Origin of the sequence: Actinomadura sp. DC4 (genome assembly GCF_030406325.1) — a bacterium.
Lineage (GTDB): Bacteria > Actinomycetota > Actinomycetes > Streptosporangiales > Streptosporangiaceae > Actinoallomurus.
Map to the genome: position 1 here is coordinate 256,929 of NZ_JAUEQY010000004.1, position 18,567 is coordinate 275,495.

The following is an 18,567-nucleotide window of genomic DNA, read 5'->3' on the forward strand; positions in this document are numbered from 1 at the left end:
GATAATCATCCTCCTGCTGATGGCGGTCTTCGTGCTCAGCCCCCTGGGCGTCGCGAGCGCCGATCCGCCTATCAACACCAACCCCAACGACGCCTGCTCGCCGGCCGACCATCCCTCCCCTGAGGAGTACGGCTCCGGCATCGACGGCATGGTCAAGCCCCCCGACTACCCGAGCGTGGAGCTGCAGAAGGCGAAGCCGGACAAGCTCACCTACTACGACCGCTACGGCACCGAGGGCCAGTCGTGGCACGCCGTCGACATGGGCTGCTCGGACGCCATGGCGATGGTGGGCAACTCGATCTCCAACGTGGTCTTCACGCTCGCCAAGGCGTTCGACCGTACGACGATCACCATCTACCAGGCGGCGGCCTCGGAGTCGCTGCTCGGCTGGTTGAAGAAGACCGTCGACGGGGTCATCCACGGCATGGGCAACACCTTCGGCGCGAAGTACTGGTCGTGGGTGGTCATCCTCGGTGCGCTGTGGCTCGCCTGGTGGGGCCTGATCCGGCGAAGAGCGAGCCGCGTGGCCGAGGGCACCATCTGGATGGTCCTCGCGATGGTCGCGCTCGTCTGGCTGATCGGCAGACCCAGCGACTTCACGACGCTCGGCACGAAAGTGTCCAACGGCGCGACGACGGCGTTCAACGCCGCGCTGCCGCAGAGCAACGCCAACGCCTCGGCGTGCATCCCGGGCGGGCCCGGCGCGCAACAGGCCGTGCAGGACGACTCGGTGACCCGCAACGCCAACGGCCTGTGGGTGACGCTCGTCTGCAAGCCGTGGCTGATGGGCGAGTTCGGCACCGACGACGCGAAGAGCAAGGTCGTCCAGGAGAACGGCGCCAAGCTGCTGTCGGCCCAGGCGGTCGACCTCACCGAGGCCTACTCCGGCGCGAAGCCGAACGTCGACCAGAAGGCGGACGACTACAAGGCCGTCACCAAGAACATCAAGAACAACTATCCCGGCGTCTATCCGCTGTTCCAGGGCAAGAACTGGACGTCACGGCTCGCGGTGTCCTTCGGGGCGTTGCTCGCCGCGCTCGTCGCCGGGCTGCTCGTCCTCATCATCGCGGTCATGCTGATGGTGTTGAAGATCTCGTTCCTGCTGCTCCTGGTGGCCGGGCCTATCTTCCTGGGCATCGGCATCCATCCGGGCATCGGCCGGGTCATCGCGGTGCGCTGGTTCGAGCTGTTGCTCTCCACACTGCTGAAACAGGCGGCCCTGATCGGGGTGCTCGCTCTACTGCTGTGGTGTTACGGCCTGGTGATGGCCGAGAGCCTGCCGTGGGGGCTGCAGATCCTGCTCATCTCACTGGTCACGCTCGCGGCGTTCATCTACCGCAAGCCGTTCCAGCACCTGTTCGCCGCCGTCGGCTACTCGGCCGTCGGTTCGCGGAAGAGCGAGGAACACGTCGAGCGCGCCGTCCGTGAGACGCGCAAGCGCAGCACGGCGGTGGCCGCGGCGGCGGTGCCGGGTACCGCCGGCTACCGGTTCGGCCGGTGGGCCAAGCGGGAGGCCGGTCCCACGGCGACCGCGCCGAGCCTCGTCATGGTCGACGACGCACGCGACGCCGACATCGGCCGCGACCAGGCCGGCGCCGGCGGTGCGGCGGTCGGGTCCGAGCGGCGCGGACGTGCCTCGCAGCTCGCGGCCAAGGCGGCCGGCACCCCACGCGGAAGCGCGCCGCCGCTCAACCTGTCCCCGCGCTCCCAGCCCCCGGCGACACCGTCCGGCGGCAAGGTGAACGGCGGGACCGCCGTCGGCCCGCGCTCCGGCCGGTCCGGATCCGCCCCACCGCGCGAACCCGCGGCGCCCAGCGGCGGCGGCAACCGGCCGCCCGCGGCGCCGGTCGGCCCGAGCTGGGGCACCGGCGGCCGAGGTGGCGGGCAGAGTTCCGGAGGCGGGACACCGCCACGCCGTCAGGGCGGCGAGAACGGCGGCCGCGGCTGGTTCGGCGGTGGCAACGGCAGGGACGGCGCGTCCTCCGGCGGCGGGTCCGGCGGCGGGCGGGGCTGGCTCGGCGGCGGGTCCGGCGGGCGTACGGCGCCGCGCGGCGACTCGGGCGGCCCGAGCACGCCCAAGAGCGCACCGGGCCGCGGCACTCCCAAACGAGATCCCGCGGCGGCCGGTTCGGGCCAGAGCGACACCGGCGGCGACGGAGGCGGCCGGCAGGCGCCGCCGTTGTGGTCCGGCAAGTCTCGCGAGGACGCCCCGGCGATGCCGTTCTGGCTGCGCCCGGTGAAGAGCGACGACGGCGAAGAGTGAGTGGTCGATGGATCTGACGGATCGCCAGCGCAAGCTCCTGTTCGCGGGGCTGGTCGTCGTGTTGGCCGCCGCCGGTGTCTTCCTCACGATCGGAAGTGGAAGCCACCGGCACACTCGGAGCGTACGCGCGAGCACGCCGACCTCGGCCGCGCCGGCGCCGACGAGCAGCGCTCCGGCGGTGAGCGGGCCGACGCCGTCGCCGGAGTCGTACGACATCTACTCGATGCTGCCCTTCTCCCAGAAGGACTTCACCACCGCGGCGGACGTCGCCCGGCGCTTCACCGTGGCGTACGGGACGTACCGGTTCGACGAGGACCCGAAGGCCTACGTCGACCGGATGCGCCCCATGGTCACGCCCGACCTCGCCACCCAGCTGGACCAGGGCGCGGCGGCGCCCGGCGTGCTGGCACAGCGGAAGCAGGACCAGGAGGTCTCCACGTCCGACGCCACGCTGGACTCGCTCCGCGACATGGCAAAGGACCAGCTCATCTTTCTCGCCACCGGAAAGCAGCACGTCACCAAAGGAGGCAAGACCAGCGAGACCAGCCAGCAGTACGCCGTCACCATGACGCGGTCCGGCGGCGGCTGGGTGGTGTTCGCGTTCGCACCGGCAGACGTAGGTGATAAGTGAGAGGCATCAGATGAAGCTTTGCCGGCATCGCGGCATCGACTTCGGGGGGCGTGGCGTTGGCCGTCGGATTATCTCCCTCAACCGTCTCGCAAGGACCGACCACGGCGCGGTCCGGCTACCGATCATCATCATCGCGGGAGCCGCTTCACTGTTCATGATGAGCCTGGTGGCGATCCCGCTGTTCTTCGGCGCGAACCAGCTCTACCAGGGCGCGGGCAGCGGCGGTGACTGCACGGACACCTCCAGTGCGGGCACGCAGCCGCAGCAGTCGGGCGAGGCCAGCGGCATCCCGTCCAACTACCTCGCGATCTACAAGAAGGCCGGTCAGCAGTACGGCATCCCCTGGAACGTCCTGGCCGGCATCGGATGGGTGGAGACCCACCACGGCCAGCTCAACGCGGCCGGAGTGACCAGCGGCGAGAACTTCGCGCACGCCGGCGGCCCCATGCAGTTCATCCCCGGCACCTGGGCGAGCTTCGGAGTGGACGGCAACAACGACGGGAAGAAGGACCGCTACGACCCCGCGGACGCCATTCCCGCCGCCGCCCGCTATCTGAAGCACAGCGGCGCGCCGACCCACATGCGCACCGCCATCTTCGCCTACAACCACCTGGTCTCGTACGTGAACAACGTCCTGTCGACGGCGCAGAAGTACGCGAGCGGCAGCTTCGACGTGGTGCAGGCCAACGGCCCGGCATGCGTCGACATGAACGGCGCCCCCGCCGCCCCGAACGCCGTCGTCGCGAAGGTCATCACGTTCGCGAAGGCACAGCTCGGCAAGCCGTACGTCTACGGAGCCGTCGGCCCGAACAGCTTCGACTGCTCCGGCCTGACCAGCGCGGCGTACCGCAGCGCCGGCGTCACCATCCCCCGGCTGTCCGATGCCCAGTACTGGTGGGGCGCGTCGGTGCCCAGGGGCAAGGAACTGCCCGGTGACCTGGTCTACTTCGACTACAAACACGGCCACAGCGGGCCTGGCCATGTCGGCATCGTCTACAACCCGCAGAAGGGCATGATGATCGTCGCGCCGCACACGGGCGACGTGGTGAAGCTGCAGAACTACAAGACCTATCCCGGCGGGGCGGTCGGCTTCACCCGGCCGACCGCGCACAACGGTCACAACGGCCCGACGAAGCGGCTCTGAGGATCGAGGCCGGCGCGGACGAGGGGTTCCCGCGCCGGCCCGATTCTTCCGCGGGCCTTCTCACCGGTTCGTCGTCTCGGCCGGCCGGCGGCGAAGCCGCCCGGTGTCGGGCGGCGGTGCGTTACGGTGCGGCGGACCGGGTCACCGGCTAGTGAGAGGGACGGTGTGCCATGCCCAGCCTTGTCGTAGGCGCGGCGATCATCGCCGACGGGCGGCTGCTGGCCGCGCAGCGGGCGATGCCGCCCGAGCTCGCGGGCGGCTGGGAGTTTCCCGGCGGCAAGGTCGAGCCCGGGGAGACCGACGAAGAGGCGCTCGCCCGTGAATGCAGAGAAGAGCTCGGGGTCGACGTCACCGTGGGCCGGCAGGTGGGCGAGGATTGGCCGCTCCACAACGGTTACGTCATGCACGTCTGGACCGCCACGATCGCGAACGGCGAGCCGGCCGCGCTCGAGCACTCCGACCTGCGCTGGCTGAGCGAGGGCGAGCTGCTCGACGTGCCCTGGCTGCCGGCCGACCTCCGCGTGATCGAGGCGCTCCGCGTCCACCTGAAGGAGTCCTGATGATCGTTGCCTTCTCCGTGACCCCGCTGGGCGTCGGCGAGTCGGTGGGGGAGTACGTCGCCGAGGCCGTACGCGTCGTACGGGAGAGCGGGCTGCCCAACCGTACCGACGCGATGTTCACCAGCGTCGAGGGCGAGTGGGACGAGGTGATGGACGTCGTACGCCGTGCCGTCGACGCGGTCGCGGCCCGGGCTCCGCGGGTCAGCCTGGTCCTCAAGGCCGACGTCCGCGCGGACGTCACGGACGGGCTGACCGGCAAGGTCGAGACGATCGAGCGCCACCTCGGCGCCTGAGGCCGGCAGGAGGTACGGCCGACGCGGCGGGCCGGGACTCAGCGGCCGGGACGGCGAACGCGGGGCGCCCCGGTGAATGCTCCGGCCAGGATCGGGACGCCCCGCACACTCGTTCGACGCTAGGCCGGGGCGATCGGTTGCCGTTGAAAGCCGGAAGATCGGGGCACTTGCCCCAGACCTGCCGCGAGGCGACCAAGGAGCCTTGGTTCGCCAAGTAGACTAGATAGCGCCGCGCGGATTCCGCGGCGACTCCCAGACCCACGAAGCGAGACCCGTACGCATGCCCACCGCCATTCGGGACGATCTCCGGAACGTCGCCATCGTCGCCCACGTCGACCACGGCAAGACGACCCTCGTCGACGCCATGCTCTGGCAGTCCGGTGCATTCCGCGAGAACCAGGACGTCAACGAGCGGGTCATGGACTCGGGTGACCTGGAGCGCGAGAAGGGCATCACGATTCTCGCGAAGAACACCGCCGTGCTGCACGGCGGTATGACCATCAACATCATCGACACGCCCGGCCACGCCGACTTCGGCGGCGAGGTCGAGCGCGGCCTGTCGATGGTCGACGGCGTCGTGCTGCTCGTCGACGCCTCCGAGGGGCCGCTGCCGCAGACGCGCTTCGTGCTCCGCAAGGCGCTCGCCGCGAAGCTGCCGGTCATCCTCGTCGTCAACAAGGTCGACCGGCCCGACGCGCGCATCGCCGAGGTGGTCGACGAGACGTACGAGCTGTTCCTCGACCTCGACGCCACCGAGGAGCAGATCGACTTCCCGATCGTGTTCGCCTCGGCCAGGGCCGGCCGGGCGAGCCTCAACAAGCCCGACAACGGCGGCCTGCCGGACAGCGAGGATCTCGAACCGCTGTTCCAGGTCATCCGGGAGACCATCCCCGCGCCGTCGTACGACCCGGACACGCCGCTTCAGGCGCACGTGACCAACCTGGACGCCAGCTCCTACCTCGGCCGGATCGCGCTCTGCCGCGTGCACTCCGGAGTGATCAAGAAGGGCCAGCAGGTCTCCTGGTGCAAGCACGACGGCACCATCGAACGGGTCAAGATCACTGAGCTGCTGATGACCGAGGCGCTGGAGCGCAAGCCCGCCGAGCAGGCAGGGCCGGGCGACATCATCGCCATCGCCGGCATCCCGGACATCATGATCGGCGACACCCTCGCCGACGCCGAGGACCCACGCCCGCTGCCGTTCATCACGGTCGACGAGCCGGCCATCGCGATGCTGCTCGGCACCAACACCGGGCCGCTCGCGGGCCGGGAGAAGGGCACCAAGGTCACCGCCCGTCTGGTCAAGGACCGGCTGGACCGCGAGCTGGTCGGCAACGTGTCGATCCGCGTGCTGCCCACCGAGCGGCCCGACTCCTGGGAGGTGCAGGGGCGTGGCGAGCTGGCGCTGGCCATTCTCGTGGAGACCATGCGCCGTGAGGGCTACGAGCTCACCATCGGCAAGCCCCGCGTTGTCACCAAGGAGATCGACGGCAAGGTGCACGAGCCGGTGGAGCGCCTCACCGTCGACGCGCCCGAGGAGTACCTCGGCGCGATCACCCAGCTCCTGGCCGTACGCAAGGGCCGGATGGAGCAGATGACCAACCACGGCACGGGATGGATCCGGATGGAGTTCCTGGTCCCGGCCCGCGGCTTGATCGGCTTCCGCACCGAGTTCCTGACCGAGACCCGCGGCACCGGCATCGCGCACCAGGTGTTCGAGGGGTACGAGCCGTGGTTCGGCGAGCTGCGCACCCGGCCGACCGGCTCCCTGATCTCCGACCGGGCCGGCGCCGCCACCGCGTACGCCATGTTCAACCTGCAGGAGCGCGGCACGATGTTCGTCGCGCCGACCACCGAGGTGTACGAAGGCATGATCATCGGCGAGAACTCCCGCGCCGACGACATGGACGTCAACATCACCAAGGAGAAGCAGAAGACCAACGTGCGGTCCTCCACCGCCGAGGCCTTCGAGCGGCTGACCCCGCCGCGCGCACTCAGCCTCGAGGCGGCATTGGAGTTCGTCGCCGACGACGAGTGCGTGGAGCTGACCCCGGGCGCGATCCGGCTGCGCAAGGTGGTCCTCAACTCCAAGGAGCGCGAGCGGTCCCGCGCCCGCGGCAAGCGCGACCAGGGCTGAGCCGTACGGCTCAGCGCCCACGCCGCACGAACGCCGCCGCCGCCGACTCCAGGCGCGACGGCTGAGGGGAACGGCTCGGCGCCCGCATCGGCGCGCTGCCGGAGGGTGTGCGCGAACCCTCCGCACAGCCGGGGGGAACGGCTCGGTGTCCGCGCCGGCGCGTAGGTCGCTGCCGGCGGGTGTGCGGAGCCGCTCCGGGCGCGATGCCGCCGCGCAGCTGAAGAGGAACGCCTCGGCGGTCGTTCCGGGCAGTCGAGGGGAGCGGCTCAGCGGTCGCGTTCGCGTCGGCGGGCGCGCGGTTGCTGGCGCGTACGGCGTGGCTGGGCGACCGGCAGGCGCTGCTCCCCCGGCTCGACGCGCCAGCGTACGTCGGCGTGGATGCCGGCGGCGTCCAGGCGGGCGCGTGCGGCCTCGAACGACGCGCACCACTGCTCCTCGCGTTCGACGTCGAGGCGGCGCTGGTCGGCGCTCTCACCGGGTTCGGTGCGCAGCAGCGCCATGCGTACCTGCCGTGCGTCCTCGACCCGTATCTTGATCGCGTGCTGGGTCCAGTCGCCCCTGGTCAGCACGGCCTCTCCGTCGTTGGCGGTGAGGGTCTCGAAGCCCTCGTCCACCTCATAACCCAGCTCCTCGAAGGCCTCCTGGATCGCCGCCGTGACGTAGCGGTGCTCGGCCTCGCGCTGCAGGTCGGCGACCAGCCGGACGGCCTCGGCGCGCAGGTCCGCGTCGAACGGCCGGGTGCCGTCGGCGATCTCGCCGAGCCGGGCGCGTACGGTCTCGGCGTCGGGGTGGGCGGCAAGCTCGCGGAGGAACCGCGCCGCAGCGGCCCGGTCGTCGCGTCCGCCGCGCGCCCGTTCGTTCGCCTTCTGGATGCGGATGCGCACCTCGGTGAGGCGGCTCTCGGCCTCGCCCTGCGTGGTCGCGGCGGCGGCCTGCTCGGCGGCCTCGGTGACGGCCCGCCGGTCGTCGTCGGTGATGTCGGGCAGCAGCCGGGCGAGGACCCGCGCCATCGTCGTCGCGAGCGCGGACGGCGGGGTGGCGGCCGGGTCCTGCGGGGTCGCCTGCAGCGACTCCGGCGCGGCGAAGATGCGATCCGTCGCGTCCGAGGCGATGACCGTGGCGAGCGACTCTTCGGCCGCGACGAGCGTCGTGTCGGTCTCGGTGCACCAGGCGACGAGCTCCTCGGCGGTCTGCTCGGTCGGCTCGAGGGGCGTGGGCAGCGCGAGCTCGGCGTGGTGACGCCGGGCGGAGGAGGCGAGCGCGGCGATGCGGGCGTTGCGGTCGAGCACCTCGGCGATCGCCTGCTCGTGCCGCTGGATCTCCTGGAGCCGCCGGGCGCGGATCTCGGCGCGTTCTTCGGCCAGCCCGGCGAGCACACCGGTGCCCGCGGCGGCCAGCCCGGCCGCGCCGCCGAGCACGCGGATGAGGCCCAGGCTCGCGATGACCGCCGCGTCCAGGGCGATGTCCGCTTCGACGCCGCTGCTCACAGTCGTCCCCCCATGGCCTGTTCTTTCGCGCGCGTGCGTTCGTGCCGCCAGCGCTGCATGCGTATCCCGGTCATCACGACGTGGGCGATCGACGCGGCGACAAGGATCGCCAGCCACAGCAGCCAGGCGATCGAGATCAGTGTGGCGACGACGACCAGCAGCAGGACCAGCGGGACGATCGCGACGATGAGCATGACGCCGCAGCCGGCCGGGCCGCGGCGCCGGGTGGTGCCGGAGAGCGTCCGGCCCATACCCGAGATGCCCTTCTTGGCGCCGCCGAGCCCCTTGGCGATCCAGGACCACGGGCCGAGCGGAAGGTAGTCGGCGCCCTGGCCGTACGCGAGGAACAGCTCGCACGCGACGCCGACGAGCCAGGCGACGACGGCGGCGACGACGAGCAGCGTCGTGGGGGCGCCGACCGCGCCGACCCCGCCGAGGCTGTCGCGCTGGGCGGCGTTGCGCAGCTGGGCGAGCAGCCAGCCGCCGCCGGTCCACACGAGCAGCAGCGGCAGCGTCCACAGCGCGGCGCGGATCATCGCCGCCGGGCGGCCGGCGAGCCGTCGCTTCTCCAGGTCGTTCCAGTGGCGCGTGCCCTCGGCCGCGCGGCGCTCGCTCTCCTGCCGGTGGCGGGCGGCGCCCTCGATCTCCAGCACCGCGTCGGGCACGGCCCGTACGAGGGCGAAACAGCGCAGCGGGTCGTCGCCCGCCTGGTCGGACAGCCAGCCGAACCACGACACCGGCTCGTGCACGCGCTCACGGGCCCGTACGGCGGCCGAGCGCAGCGCCTCCTCGGTCTCGGCCGGCCGGCCGGCCAGCGCGAGCAGGGTCGTGAGGACGATGGGAGGCTCGTCCAGGCCGGGCGCGCCCGCGTCGGGGAACCGGCCGGCGGTGCGGGGGAGCTGCCCGCGCAGCCAGTGGGCGAGGCGGTTCCAGGACGCGGCGAGTCCGTGCCAGCGGTCGTTGATCGCGGGGAGTTCGTCGCCGCCGGCGAAACCGGCGAACTCGGGGAGCAGGTGGAACTCCCACAGCTCTCGTACGGCGCGGGACGCCGTGATGCGGTCGGGGTGGCGCGGGTCGTCGACCGCGCCGGCGAGCGCCGGCAGGTCTTCGGGGAGCAGGCGGAGGCCGAGGTAGTACGGCTCGAGTGTGGGGTCGAGCCAGCGCAGCAGGTGGAGCAGCTTGATGTTGGGCGGCCGGTCGCCGGTCAGGGACTGGTCGATCAGCCGGATCCGGCCCTCGGAGTCGTCCTCGAAGCCGTTGAGCCACTCGCGCAGCGCCTGCCAGGCCTCGCTCGGCCCGACCGGCGTGAACATGGTGCCGAAGAAGTAGCGTGCGGCCTTTTCCCAGTCGGTGACCAGGGCGCGGGCGAACTGACCGCGGTCGGTGTAGCTCTGCCCGCCGAAAGCGAGCGCGCCGCGTGCCGCGCCGCCGGAGAACGCGGAGGTACGGGGCGGATCGGGCTCGGCGACCGCGGGGCTCTCCCCAGCGAGCCAGCGCTCGACCTCGCCGCCGGTCCAGCGCCGGCGCGGGTCACGGGTGAGCAGGCCGCGGCAGAGCAGCCGCATGCGCGGGTCGGCGATGTCGTCGCAGTCGATGGTGCGGGTGGCGAGGTGGTCGACGACGGCGGTCTCGCTCATGCCCGCGAAGGGCGTACGGCCGGTGAGCAGCTCGCGCACGATGATCCCGAGCGACCACCAGTCGCGCGCGGGGGAGACCTGGCCGGACAGCGACTCCGGCGCGGCGTACGCGAGCGTGCGCGAGGACGAGGCGAACACCACGCTCTGCTCGATCACCCGGCTCAGCCCGAAGTCGGTGATGGCCAGCCGGATCGGCGTCGTACCGCGGACGAGGACGTTCTCGGGCTTGAGGTCGCGGTGCACGATGCCCGCACGGTGCAGCCGCCCGAGGCCGGCGGCGAGCTGGCTCACGACCTCGGTGAGCAGCGCGGGCGCCAGCCGCGCCCCGAGGACGCGCAGGTTGCCGGCCTCGATGTACTCGATGACCTCGTAGTCGCGGCCCTCGGCGTGGCCGGTCTCCTGGATGCGTACGACGTGCGGCGAGGCGAGCGCCGGGAGCTTCTCCCAGACCGAGCGGTCCGCGGTGAAGCCGCGCCGGAAGATCTTGACGACGAGCTCGGCGCCGTCGGCGTCGCGTACGTGGAGGAGGTCGGACTCGGCGCCCTGGGTGGGCAGCTCGCCGAGCAGGGTGAAGCGGTCGGCGAGCTCGTCGGGGAGGCGTACGAGGGAGGGAGAGGGCGGGCCCTGGTCGCGCCGGGTGGCGTCCGGCGAGCCGTCGTCGCGGCGCGTCCCGAACTCGTCGCGCCGCGTCTCGGACGGCCGCTCGATGTCCGCCACTACCCGTCCCTCGCCACGTCCGCCGTTGCCTCCGCGAGCCTAACGCGCCCGCGCGCGCCCCGGACAGGGATCAGCGCTCCTCCCGCTCCCGCAGTGCCTTCAGATGCTCGGTAATCTTGAACTGGTTGATGATGAACTCGAGGAACATGCGGGTCGAGAGCAGACCGGACACCCAGACGATCGGCGTCGCGACGAGTGTGGCGAGCGCCAGGGGCTTGTTCCAGACCGAGAAGCTCCAGACGAAGAGCAACATGACGAGCGCGACCAGCGAATAGACCACGATCGCCATCATGTAGGACGCCTTGATCATCTTCGTCGTGACCATGTGGTCGAAGTTGACGTCGAGGAGCGCGCCGAAAAAGCCCGTTTTATCCTTCGGGCCGCGCGCGGGAGGCTGCTGCTGGGGCGTGTCGTAGCCGGGCGGCGGGCCCTGCCAGCCGCCGGGAGGCTGCTGCTGCGGCGGGCCTTGGTAGTAGTGCGGCTCACCTTGGTAGGGCGGTTCGCCCTGGTAGGGCGGCTCGCTCTGATAAGGCGGCGGACCGCCTGGGTACGACGTCGGGGGCTCGCCCTGCCGGGGTGGCGGGGGACGGCGCCCGGGATCGTCGTGGGGGTTGGACATCTCGGTCTCCTCGGCTGCCACTGTCAAAGGCTAGACCGATGAGGGCGTGAGTTCACCGGACCATGCCGATCGGGTTCGGTATCGGGGGCGAAAACCCTGGTCATCGTCGTTGGACACGGGTCCATCGGGCTCCCGGACGTTGCAAATCGCGATGAATGGTCATTTCGAAGGCGCCTGCCGGATATGGATGAACGGTAAATGCGGCGGCCATGGGACCGGATATCCGCCGAGGCTGACTTTGTCGGGGCGGTGTGACAACATCGTTGGCGTCTTACGGCAAGGGGAGGTTGTCGTGGCCGACGGGGACATCCGGTTATTGCGGCAGCGGTTGCAGGCTGCCGTCACCCGGATTCAACGGCTTTCCGACGATTACTGGCACACTCTGGACTCGACCTGCGGGGCGATGGAGGACGACGCCTGGATGGGCCCGGCCGGCCGGCGGTTCGGCTCCGCGGTGCGGGCGGACCGCGGTGAGCTGCAGGGCGAGCTCGCAAAGGCCGTACGCCTGGCGCGGGACGAGCTCGCCGGGCTGCCCAAGAGCCCATGAGCGGCGACCCGGCGTTCGTCGGCGTCCGGCAGCCCACCTTCGACGCGATGGTGGGCCGGCACACGCGGGCCGCGGCGCAGATCGACCAACTCGCCCAGGCCCTGTGGGCCGAGCTGAATAGGGTGCAACTCGACACTTCCCCGGCCATTCGCCTCCGCGCAATGGCGGGCCGCCTGCGCGCACAGGCCACCGACCTTCAGCGGCGGCAGCGCCTGGTGCACGAAATGGAACGCCAGAAGATCGATTTCACTTTTCGCGCGGGCGGCGGCACTTTCTGGGAGCTCCCCGACCGGCTGGGCGCGATCCAGGCCCGGGTCGACGGCGCCGAGGCCGCCGACCTGGCCGGAAAGGCCGCGGCGGGCGACCGTACGGCGCTCAGCCGGCTGATGGCCTTCGCCGCGGAGGCGGGCGATCCGCACTTCGCGAAGGCGTTGCTCCAGGGCCTGGGCCCGGACGGGATCATCACGCTGCCGGCCGCCCTCGCGCAGCGGCTGCGCCGGGACATGGACGGCCGCGACCCGTCGCTCGGCACCGACGAGGCGGGCGTCCAGAGTGCACTGAGGTTGCTGAGCAAGGCGCTGGCGGTGGGCACGGACCCGTCGGGCGAGGGATACCTCGGCGACGCGTACCTGGACCGGCTCAAGGCGCAGGGCCGGGCCGAGCATCGGCTCCCGGCCGACACCTACGCCGGCTACCAGTCCCTGGCGACCCTCCTCGACCTGAGCGAGGGCCACCCCCCGTTCTCCGCACGCTTCATGCGGGTCGTCGGCAGCGACATGATCGCCTACGACCGCGAGCACCGGCCGAGCCACCCGCCGCCGAGCACGCCTCCGCCGTTCGCACCCCCGTACGTCCCCGGCTTGCCGCGCGCACGCCCCGAAGACGGCTCGGCACCGATCCCCGACCTGACCGGCCTGCTGCACCTGGGCTGGGCGCTGACCCCGGCCGGAGACCGCGCGACCGCGGAGCCCCCGGCAAGGGGACGCACGGACTTCTTGAACGGACTGCTGCACGCGGCCGGGTTGAGCAAGGCGAGCGCCCAGGCCCTGCTGTCCCAAACGGCGGAGGGGCAGAAGAACTCCGACCTGGAATACCTGCTCCACGAACGCCGCGCCCGGTGGGCCTACACCGACCACGGCACACGCCTCGGCCAGACCATGAAGGCCGCTATGTCGGGCCACGACGCGACGTCGCAACACCTGTTCAAGGAGACGAGCGAACTCCTCGGCCGCGACACCCGCCGCTACTTCACCTATGACAAGGACCACCACCTCAAATTCACCAACACCGACGGCCACGCCGACGACCTCTCCGGCCTTCGCCCGAGCCTGGGAGACATCCTGTGCTCCCATCTCAAGGACGTGGCGGGCGCCCTATTCGGTGACGTGATCGGCGGCGGCGCACCCAGAGGACACCCGTCCCCTCGTGACATCGACGCGCTTCTGGCCGAGGCCGGTCAGAACGATGACGCGTTCACCGCCCTGGTGAAGAGCGGGATCGGTCGGGCTCGGGTGCAGCTCGATCAGCAATATTCCGGCGGCCAGGGCGTCGATGCCGTTTTGATCGCTCAGGGCGGCCTACTCGGTCATCTCCTGGCGATGAGGCGTGAGGTTCTCATCGCTCGCGGCGCCACGGTCGATACGGCGAATCAGCAGGTCAAGGAGTTGATAGGCAAAGGCATCGGATTGGTCCCGGTCCCTTACGCCAAGCTGTTCAGCGGGGTGCCTGCAAGCCTGTACAAGGAACTGGCCGACAATCAGTACGGCAAGGTAGGCGATTGGTTGTTCAGCCAGACGCGGCAGGACGGCGGGTCCGCGGACGAGGATGCTGCGGCGGCAACGGACGAGCAGGCAGTACGAAGACTCCTTCGGCAGATGTCCCTGTCCGCCGCCATCGACCACTTCAATGACTCTGGCGGCCGGGCGCTGGGCGAGCCCTTCGCCGACGAAAAGGGCCATATCCTTCCATGGGACCGGTGGGCCGACGACTCGCGCGCCCAATCTCGCTTCATCGACTGGTGCGAAGAAAACAACTTCGCTGCCCCGCGGATGAGCCAGACGCTTGAGACGGTCATAAGCAACAGCCACGATGACGCCGTCAACAGTTTCAATGGTGCGGGTAAGACGCCATGAAGCATGCTGCGATGGTGGCCACCGTCCTGGCGTTCGTGACGATGATGAGCGCCTGTGCATCCGGTGGCCATGAGAAACGACCGTCCGCTTCACCCTCGTTGCCCTCCCCGGCGCGCGGTGACCTGAGACCGGTAACCGACTCGGTGCCGTACTGGTGTGACCTGGTTCCCAGACGTGCACTGGCTCGGGTCGTCGGTGTTTCGTCGGGCTTATCCGAGATTCGCGATGCGGAGGCGAGCAAGGACAGCTCGTTGTGCGGGGTGAAGGACGGCGAGAGGTACGGCCCGCTGGGTGTCCAGTGGGACATCGAGGGCGGCCAGAACGAGATCGGGGAATGGGCGAAGGAGATCGCGCCCGATCACCCGGTTCGGCTGCCCGTGGAGCTCGGGTCCGGTTTCACCGTCTATACCCATCGTGAGACTCGGCTTCCGTATTTTGCCGCCTCGACATTCCGCTGTGGTTCTCGTGATGCCTGGATCGAAATCTTTCTGCGTGGGGTGTCTCCCGGCAGGAACGCCACCAAGGATCTGGTCGGCCTCATGCGGATCGCGCAGAAGAGGTTCGTCAAGGTTCATCGGTGCCGGCCGGATGGGTGATCACATGGCCAGGGCCTGGGTGGGGGTGAGGCGGGCGGCTCGGCGGGCCGGGTAGAGGCCGGCGGCGGCGCCTACCGCTACCGCGGCCAGGACTCCGCCCGTCAAGGCTTCCACCGGCAGGACCAGAGGCCAGCCTCGGTACGCGGCGTACGTCAGGCTTGCCGTCAAGCCCAGCAGCACTCCCGCCAGGCCGCCAAGCAGTGACAATGCCACCGATTCCGTGAGGAACTGCAGGCGGATCTGGCGTCTCGTCGCGCCCAGAGCCCGGCGTAGGCCGATCTCCTGGCGGCGTTCCAGGACCGAGATGACCATGATGTTGGCCACGCCCACGCCGCCGACCAGCAGGGCTACGGCGCCCAGGCCGAGGAACAGCGTGTTGAAAGCGGACTTGGCGGCCAGCTGGGCGGTCAGGGCGTCCGACGGGCGGCTGACCTTCACCTGGTCCGGGTTCTGCGGGTTGATCGTGGCGGCCAGGACGTCCGCCACCGAGGAGACGGTCGCGTCGGTCGAACGTTCGTAGAGGGTCGTCGGGTGGCCGTCGAAGCCCAGCTTCGCGGCGGCCTCCCAGCCGATCAGAGCCGAACGGTCGATCTCCGGGGCCAGGCGTAGCGAGTCCAGAATGCCCACGACCGTGAACCAGCGGCCCGCTATGTAGACGCCCTGGCCCGCCCGGTCGATCCCCAGGCGTTCGGCGGCGACCGCGCCCAGGACCACGGAGGGGTAGCGGGACGTCGCGGCGTCCAGGTACGCGCCGGAGCGTACCGTTCCGTCCAGCGTCTTGAGCAGGTCCGGCCTCGCAGCGGAGACCGCGAGGCCGCCGTTCTCCTCCTGGTCGATCTTGTCGGTGCGCCGTACGGTCGCGTTCGGTACGGTGCCGACGGCCGAGACCGAGGTGACGCCCGGGATTCTTCCGGCCATTCCGACCGCTTCGGTGGGCAGTTCGGAGTCGTCGCCGAACAGCGTCTGGCCTGGGCCCGCCGTCAGCAGGTTGGTGCCGAGCTGGTGGATCTCCGCCAGCAGGCCCGCGCGGCTCACCGCGCTGATGCCCAGGACCGCGACCATCGCCGCGATGCCGATCGCGATGCCCAGAGCGGACAGCGTGGCGCGCATCGGACGGGCTCGCAGGCCGCTCAGGCCCGCCTTGGCCAGGTCACCCGACCGCGACCGGGACGGTGTGGGCAACGCGGCGCCGGCCGTCATGTCTCCGCGAGAAACGATCGAAGTCATGGCCGTACCTCCGCGTTTTCGCAGGTGGACGGCGGGAGCGGTCGTACGTTGGCGGGGCGCGCGAAAGCGGGCGAAGTCAGCAGGTTCATGGCCGTACCTCCGTCTTCCCGGAGGTGGACGGCGAGAGCGGCCGCAGGTGGGCCGTGCGGGGGCAGGGCGGTCATGGGCGGGCCTCCGGAGTGCCGGTGTCGGAGCGGATCTGGCCGTCGAGGATCTCCACCTGTCTCGGCATGGCCGCGGCGAGCTCCGCGTTGTGGGTGATCATCGCGATGGTGCTGCCGTCGCGGTGGAGGTCGGTGAGGATCTCGACGATGCCCGCGCTCGACGCCGAGTCCAGGTTTCCCGTCGGCTCGTCGGCCAGCAGCAGCGCCGGCTCTCCCGCGATCGCGCGGGCGACCGCCACCCGCTGGCGTTCGCCGCCGGACAGTTCGTTCGGGCGGTGGGTCAGGCGGTGGCCCAGGCCGACGCGTTCCAGTGCCGTACGGGCGACCGCCCTTCGCCGGCGGGGCGGTGTTCCGTCGTACAGCAGCGCCGTCGCGACGTTGTCCAGTGCCGACAGGTGTTCGGTCAGGTAAAAGCGCTGGAACACGAAACCGATCCAGTGCGCGCGCACGGCCGACAGGCGCGCGTCCGGCAGGGACGCCACATCGTGGCCCAGTAGCCGTACGCGGCCCGAGCTCGGCCGGTCCAGTGTGCCCATCAGGTGCATCAGCGTCGACTTTCCCGAGCCGGACGGGCCGACGATGGCGACCATCTCGCCGCGGCGGATGGTCAGGGACACGCCGCGCAGCGCCCGTACGCCGCCCGGATACTCCTTCGACGCCGTCTCCAGCGCCACCACGGTCTCACCGCTCATGTGCGCGGCACCTCGACCTTCATCCCCGCCGCGAGGCCCGCGCCGGACACCTCGACCCTTCCGCCCGAGAAGACGCCGAGCTCGACGAAAACCTGATGGCGACCGGCGGCGGTCACGACCTCCACCACGTACTTCCCGGCAGGTGTGGCGAGCAGGGCCTGTACCGGGACCGCCAGGACGTTCTCACGCGTCTCGCTCGTGAAGCCGACCGTGACCGGAGCACCGTCGAGGCGGCCGGCGTCGGAGGCGCGGTTGAGCTTGACGGTGACGGGGATGGTCGCGCTGTCCGTGTCGTCGCCGGGCTGCGTGTCGTCGCCTGAGGAGCCGGCGCTCGCGACCGTGCCGATCGAGGTGATGTGGCCTGTCGCGGATCGGCCACCGGGCAGCTCCACGTGCACCTTGGCGCCCTTGACGGCCAGCTCCTGCTGGTCGACCGGCAGGTCCACGGTGACCTCACGTGTGGCGCCCGTGGCGCTCAGCAGCCGTCCGCCGGCCGGGGTGCCGAGGGTGCCGGACACCTTTGTGACCCGGATCGCGCCCGGCTGCATCACCACGTCGCCCGGCGCGACCACCCCCGTCTCGGACACGCCGAGGTCGTCCTGCCAGTCGCGTATCGCCGCGGCGGTGGCGGCGGTGAAGTCGGAGTCGACCGTCATGCCATCGCCGTAGCCGAGCGCGTGCAGGTTGCGCTCCAGCTCCCGTACGTCCGCGCCGGACGAGACGCCGGACCGCAGCGAGCGCCACAGCGGCGTCGACCCGTAGAACAGCGGCACACTGTGCCCGTCCACCCCGTACACGCGATGGCCGCGGCGGATCGTCGTGCCCTCATCCGGCAGCCAGGTGAGACGCCCGTGCCCGCCACCCGCGACCGTGTAGGTCCCGGAGTAGCCGAGCGTGCCGTCCACGTCGGTCTGGTCGGACAGGTCCGTACGGATGACGTCGGCGGTGGCGGTGGCCGGACCGGCCGGCGCCGACTCGCCCGAGCCGCCGGTCAGCGCGACCGCGGCCCCGGCCGCGACGATGGCGGCCACCGCCAGGCCGGCCACCACATAGCGGCGTACGGGCCGGCGCGACGGCGCGGCCGGGGCCTCGGCGACCCGGTCCTCCTCACGTACGCTCATCGCTCAGCCGCCGTTCGCGGGCGAGCGGACGGCGCCGCTGGGCTTGGGGACCAGCTTGTCGCACGCCTCGATGGCCTTCTGGACCTTCGTGTCGCCGCGGGTGACATGGAGCTGGATGCCCTTCCCCGGCTGGGGGTCGGCGACGTCGACGCCGTGCTGCCGCAGGCACTGCGCCGTCTTGAGCATCTGGTCGTGTGCCTTCGGGTCGTCGGGGTCGAGGGCGCCCTTCGGCCGGTACTGCTGGCACGCCTTCATCGCGGCGTTCATCTGGGTCTCGTTGAGCCTGGTCTTCATCCGGACGCCGGGGTCGCCCGGCTTGGGGTCGCTCACCTCGACGCCGTGCTGCCGCATGCACGCGGCGAACTTCACCGCCGTGTCCTGCGCGTTCGCCGAAGCCGAGGCCGATGCCGCCGCGCTCCCGCCGTGCGACCCGCCGCAGCCCGCCAGCGCGAACAGCGCGAGGACGGGCACGTACCTGAGTTTTCTCATGATGCTCCTTGCCGGTTCCGTTGCCGGCCATGTCTACGCATCCGGGGGTTTCGCGGCGGTGACCGCGATCGTTAACCACCCCCTTACGGGGCGTCCCGTAGCAAGGGGGTC

The 18,567-nt window shown here is 70.9% G+C and carries 16 protein-coding genes; 9 read left to right on the forward strand and 7 right to left on the reverse strand.

Going from position 1 to position 18,567, the window contains the following annotated elements; all coding sequences use genetic code 11:
• The first annotated feature begins 19 nt into the window (after window positions 1-19).
• From QWU11_RS08500 to typA, 6 genes are all read left to right on the forward strand, one after another.
• On the forward strand, window positions 20-2,263 hold the full coding sequence (locus tag QWU11_RS08500; RefSeq protein WP_290104499.1) for a type IV secretion system protein: 2,244 nt from the start codon (window positions 20-22) through the stop codon (window positions 2,261-2,263).
• A gap of 7 nt (window positions 2,264-2,270) precedes the next feature.
• A complete protein-coding gene (locus tag QWU11_RS08505) occupies window positions 2,271-2,894 on the forward strand; it encodes a hypothetical protein (RefSeq protein ID WP_290104500.1) in 624 nt (207 codons plus the stop codon).
• 166 nt (window positions 2,895-3,060) lie between these two features.
• Complete coding sequence (locus tag QWU11_RS08510; protein ID WP_290104501.1) at window positions 3,061-4,038, forward strand: NlpC/P60 family protein; 978 nt, start codon at window positions 3,061-3,063, stop codon at window positions 4,036-4,038.
• A 170-nt stretch (window positions 4,039-4,208) separates the two neighbouring features.
• On the forward strand, window positions 4,209-4,598 hold the full coding sequence (locus QWU11_RS08515; protein WP_290104502.1) for a (deoxy)nucleoside triphosphate pyrophosphohydrolase: 390 nt from the start codon (window positions 4,209-4,211) through the stop codon (window positions 4,596-4,598).
• Window positions 4,598-4,891, forward strand: a complete 294-nt coding sequence (locus QWU11_RS08520; protein ID WP_290104503.1) for an MTH1187 family thiamine-binding protein — start codon at window positions 4,598-4,600, stop codon at window positions 4,889-4,891. The genes QWU11_RS08515 and QWU11_RS08520 overlap by 1 nt, the downstream gene beginning before the upstream one ends.
• 280 nt (window positions 4,892-5,171) lie before the next feature.
• Window positions 5,172-7,028 (forward strand): translational GTPase TypA, encoded by a 1,857-nt coding sequence (gene typA, locus QWU11_RS08525; protein ID WP_290104504.1) that lies wholly within the window; start codon window positions 5,172-5,174, stop codon window positions 7,026-7,028.
• Between the two features lie 266 nt (window positions 7,029-7,294).
• On the opposite strand, the gene QWU11_RS08530 is transcribed toward typA, so the two are convergent.
• The 3 genes from QWU11_RS08530 to QWU11_RS08540 form a co-directional block, all read right to left on the reverse strand.
• Complete coding sequence (locus tag QWU11_RS08530; protein ID WP_290104505.1) at window positions 7,295-8,515, reverse strand: response regulator receiver protein; 1,221 nt, start codon at window positions 8,513-8,515, stop codon at window positions 7,295-7,297.
• Complete coding sequence (locus QWU11_RS08535) at window positions 8,512-10,869, reverse strand: serine/threonine-protein kinase (RefSeq protein WP_290104506.1); 2,358 nt, start codon at window positions 10,867-10,869, stop codon at window positions 8,512-8,514. Before QWU11_RS08535 ends, QWU11_RS08530 begins: the two co-directional genes overlap by 4 nt.
• A 70-nt stretch (window positions 10,870-10,939) precedes the next feature.
• Window positions 10,940-11,509: a DUF4282 domain-containing protein gene (locus QWU11_RS08540; RefSeq protein WP_290104507.1), complete on the reverse strand. Its 570-nt coding sequence runs from the start codon at window positions 11,507-11,509 to the stop codon at window positions 10,940-10,942.
• Window positions 11,510-11,780: 271 nt separating this feature from the next.
• Between QWU11_RS08540 and QWU11_RS08545 the strand changes: the two genes are divergently transcribed.
• Genes QWU11_RS08545 through QWU11_RS08555 form a run of 3 tightly spaced genes read left to right on the forward strand, consistent with a single transcriptional unit; the run spans window position 11,781 to window position 14,763 of the window.
• A complete protein-coding gene (locus QWU11_RS08545; RefSeq protein WP_290104508.1) occupies window positions 11,781-12,035 on the forward strand; it encodes a hypothetical protein in 255 nt (84 codons plus the stop codon).
• A complete protein-coding gene (locus QWU11_RS08550) occupies window positions 12,032-14,167 on the forward strand; it encodes a hypothetical protein (protein ID WP_290104509.1) in 2,136 nt (711 codons plus the stop codon). The genes QWU11_RS08545 and QWU11_RS08550 overlap by 4 nt, the downstream gene beginning before the upstream one ends.
• Window positions 14,168-14,178: 11 nt before the next feature.
• The gene (locus QWU11_RS08555; protein ID WP_290104510.1) at window positions 14,179-14,763 is read left to right on the forward strand and encodes a hypothetical protein; all 585 of its coding nucleotides are present in this window, start codon (window positions 14,179-14,181) and stop codon (window positions 14,761-14,763) included.
• Here QWU11_RS08555 and QWU11_RS08560 read toward each other — a convergent pair whose 3' ends face one another.
• The 4 genes from QWU11_RS08560 to QWU11_RS08575 all read right to left on the reverse strand — a co-directional run bounded on the left by QWU11_RS08560 (window position 14,764) and on the right by QWU11_RS08575 (window position 18,456).
• Window positions 14,764-15,990, reverse strand: coding sequence for an ABC transporter permease (locus tag QWU11_RS08560; protein ID WP_290104511.1), 1,227 nt, complete (start codon window positions 15,988-15,990; stop codon window positions 14,764-14,766).
• A gap of 160 nt (window positions 15,991-16,150) precedes the next feature.
• Window positions 16,151-16,846 (reverse strand): ABC transporter ATP-binding protein, encoded by a 696-nt coding sequence (locus QWU11_RS08565; RefSeq protein WP_290104512.1) that lies wholly within the window; start codon window positions 16,844-16,846, stop codon window positions 16,151-16,153.
• A complete protein-coding gene (locus QWU11_RS08570; RefSeq protein ID WP_290104513.1) occupies window positions 16,843-17,967 on the reverse strand; it encodes a peptidoglycan-binding protein in 1,125 nt (374 codons plus the stop codon). The genes QWU11_RS08565 and QWU11_RS08570 overlap by 4 nt, the downstream gene beginning before the upstream one ends.
• Window positions 17,968-17,970: 3 nt before the next feature.
• Window positions 17,971-18,456 carry a hypothetical protein gene (locus tag QWU11_RS08575; protein ID WP_290104514.1) on the reverse strand — a complete coding sequence of 162 codons (486 nt, stop codon included), beginning with the start codon at window positions 18,454-18,456 and terminating at the stop codon, window positions 17,971-17,973.
• Window positions 18,457-18,567 lie beyond the last annotated feature (111 nt).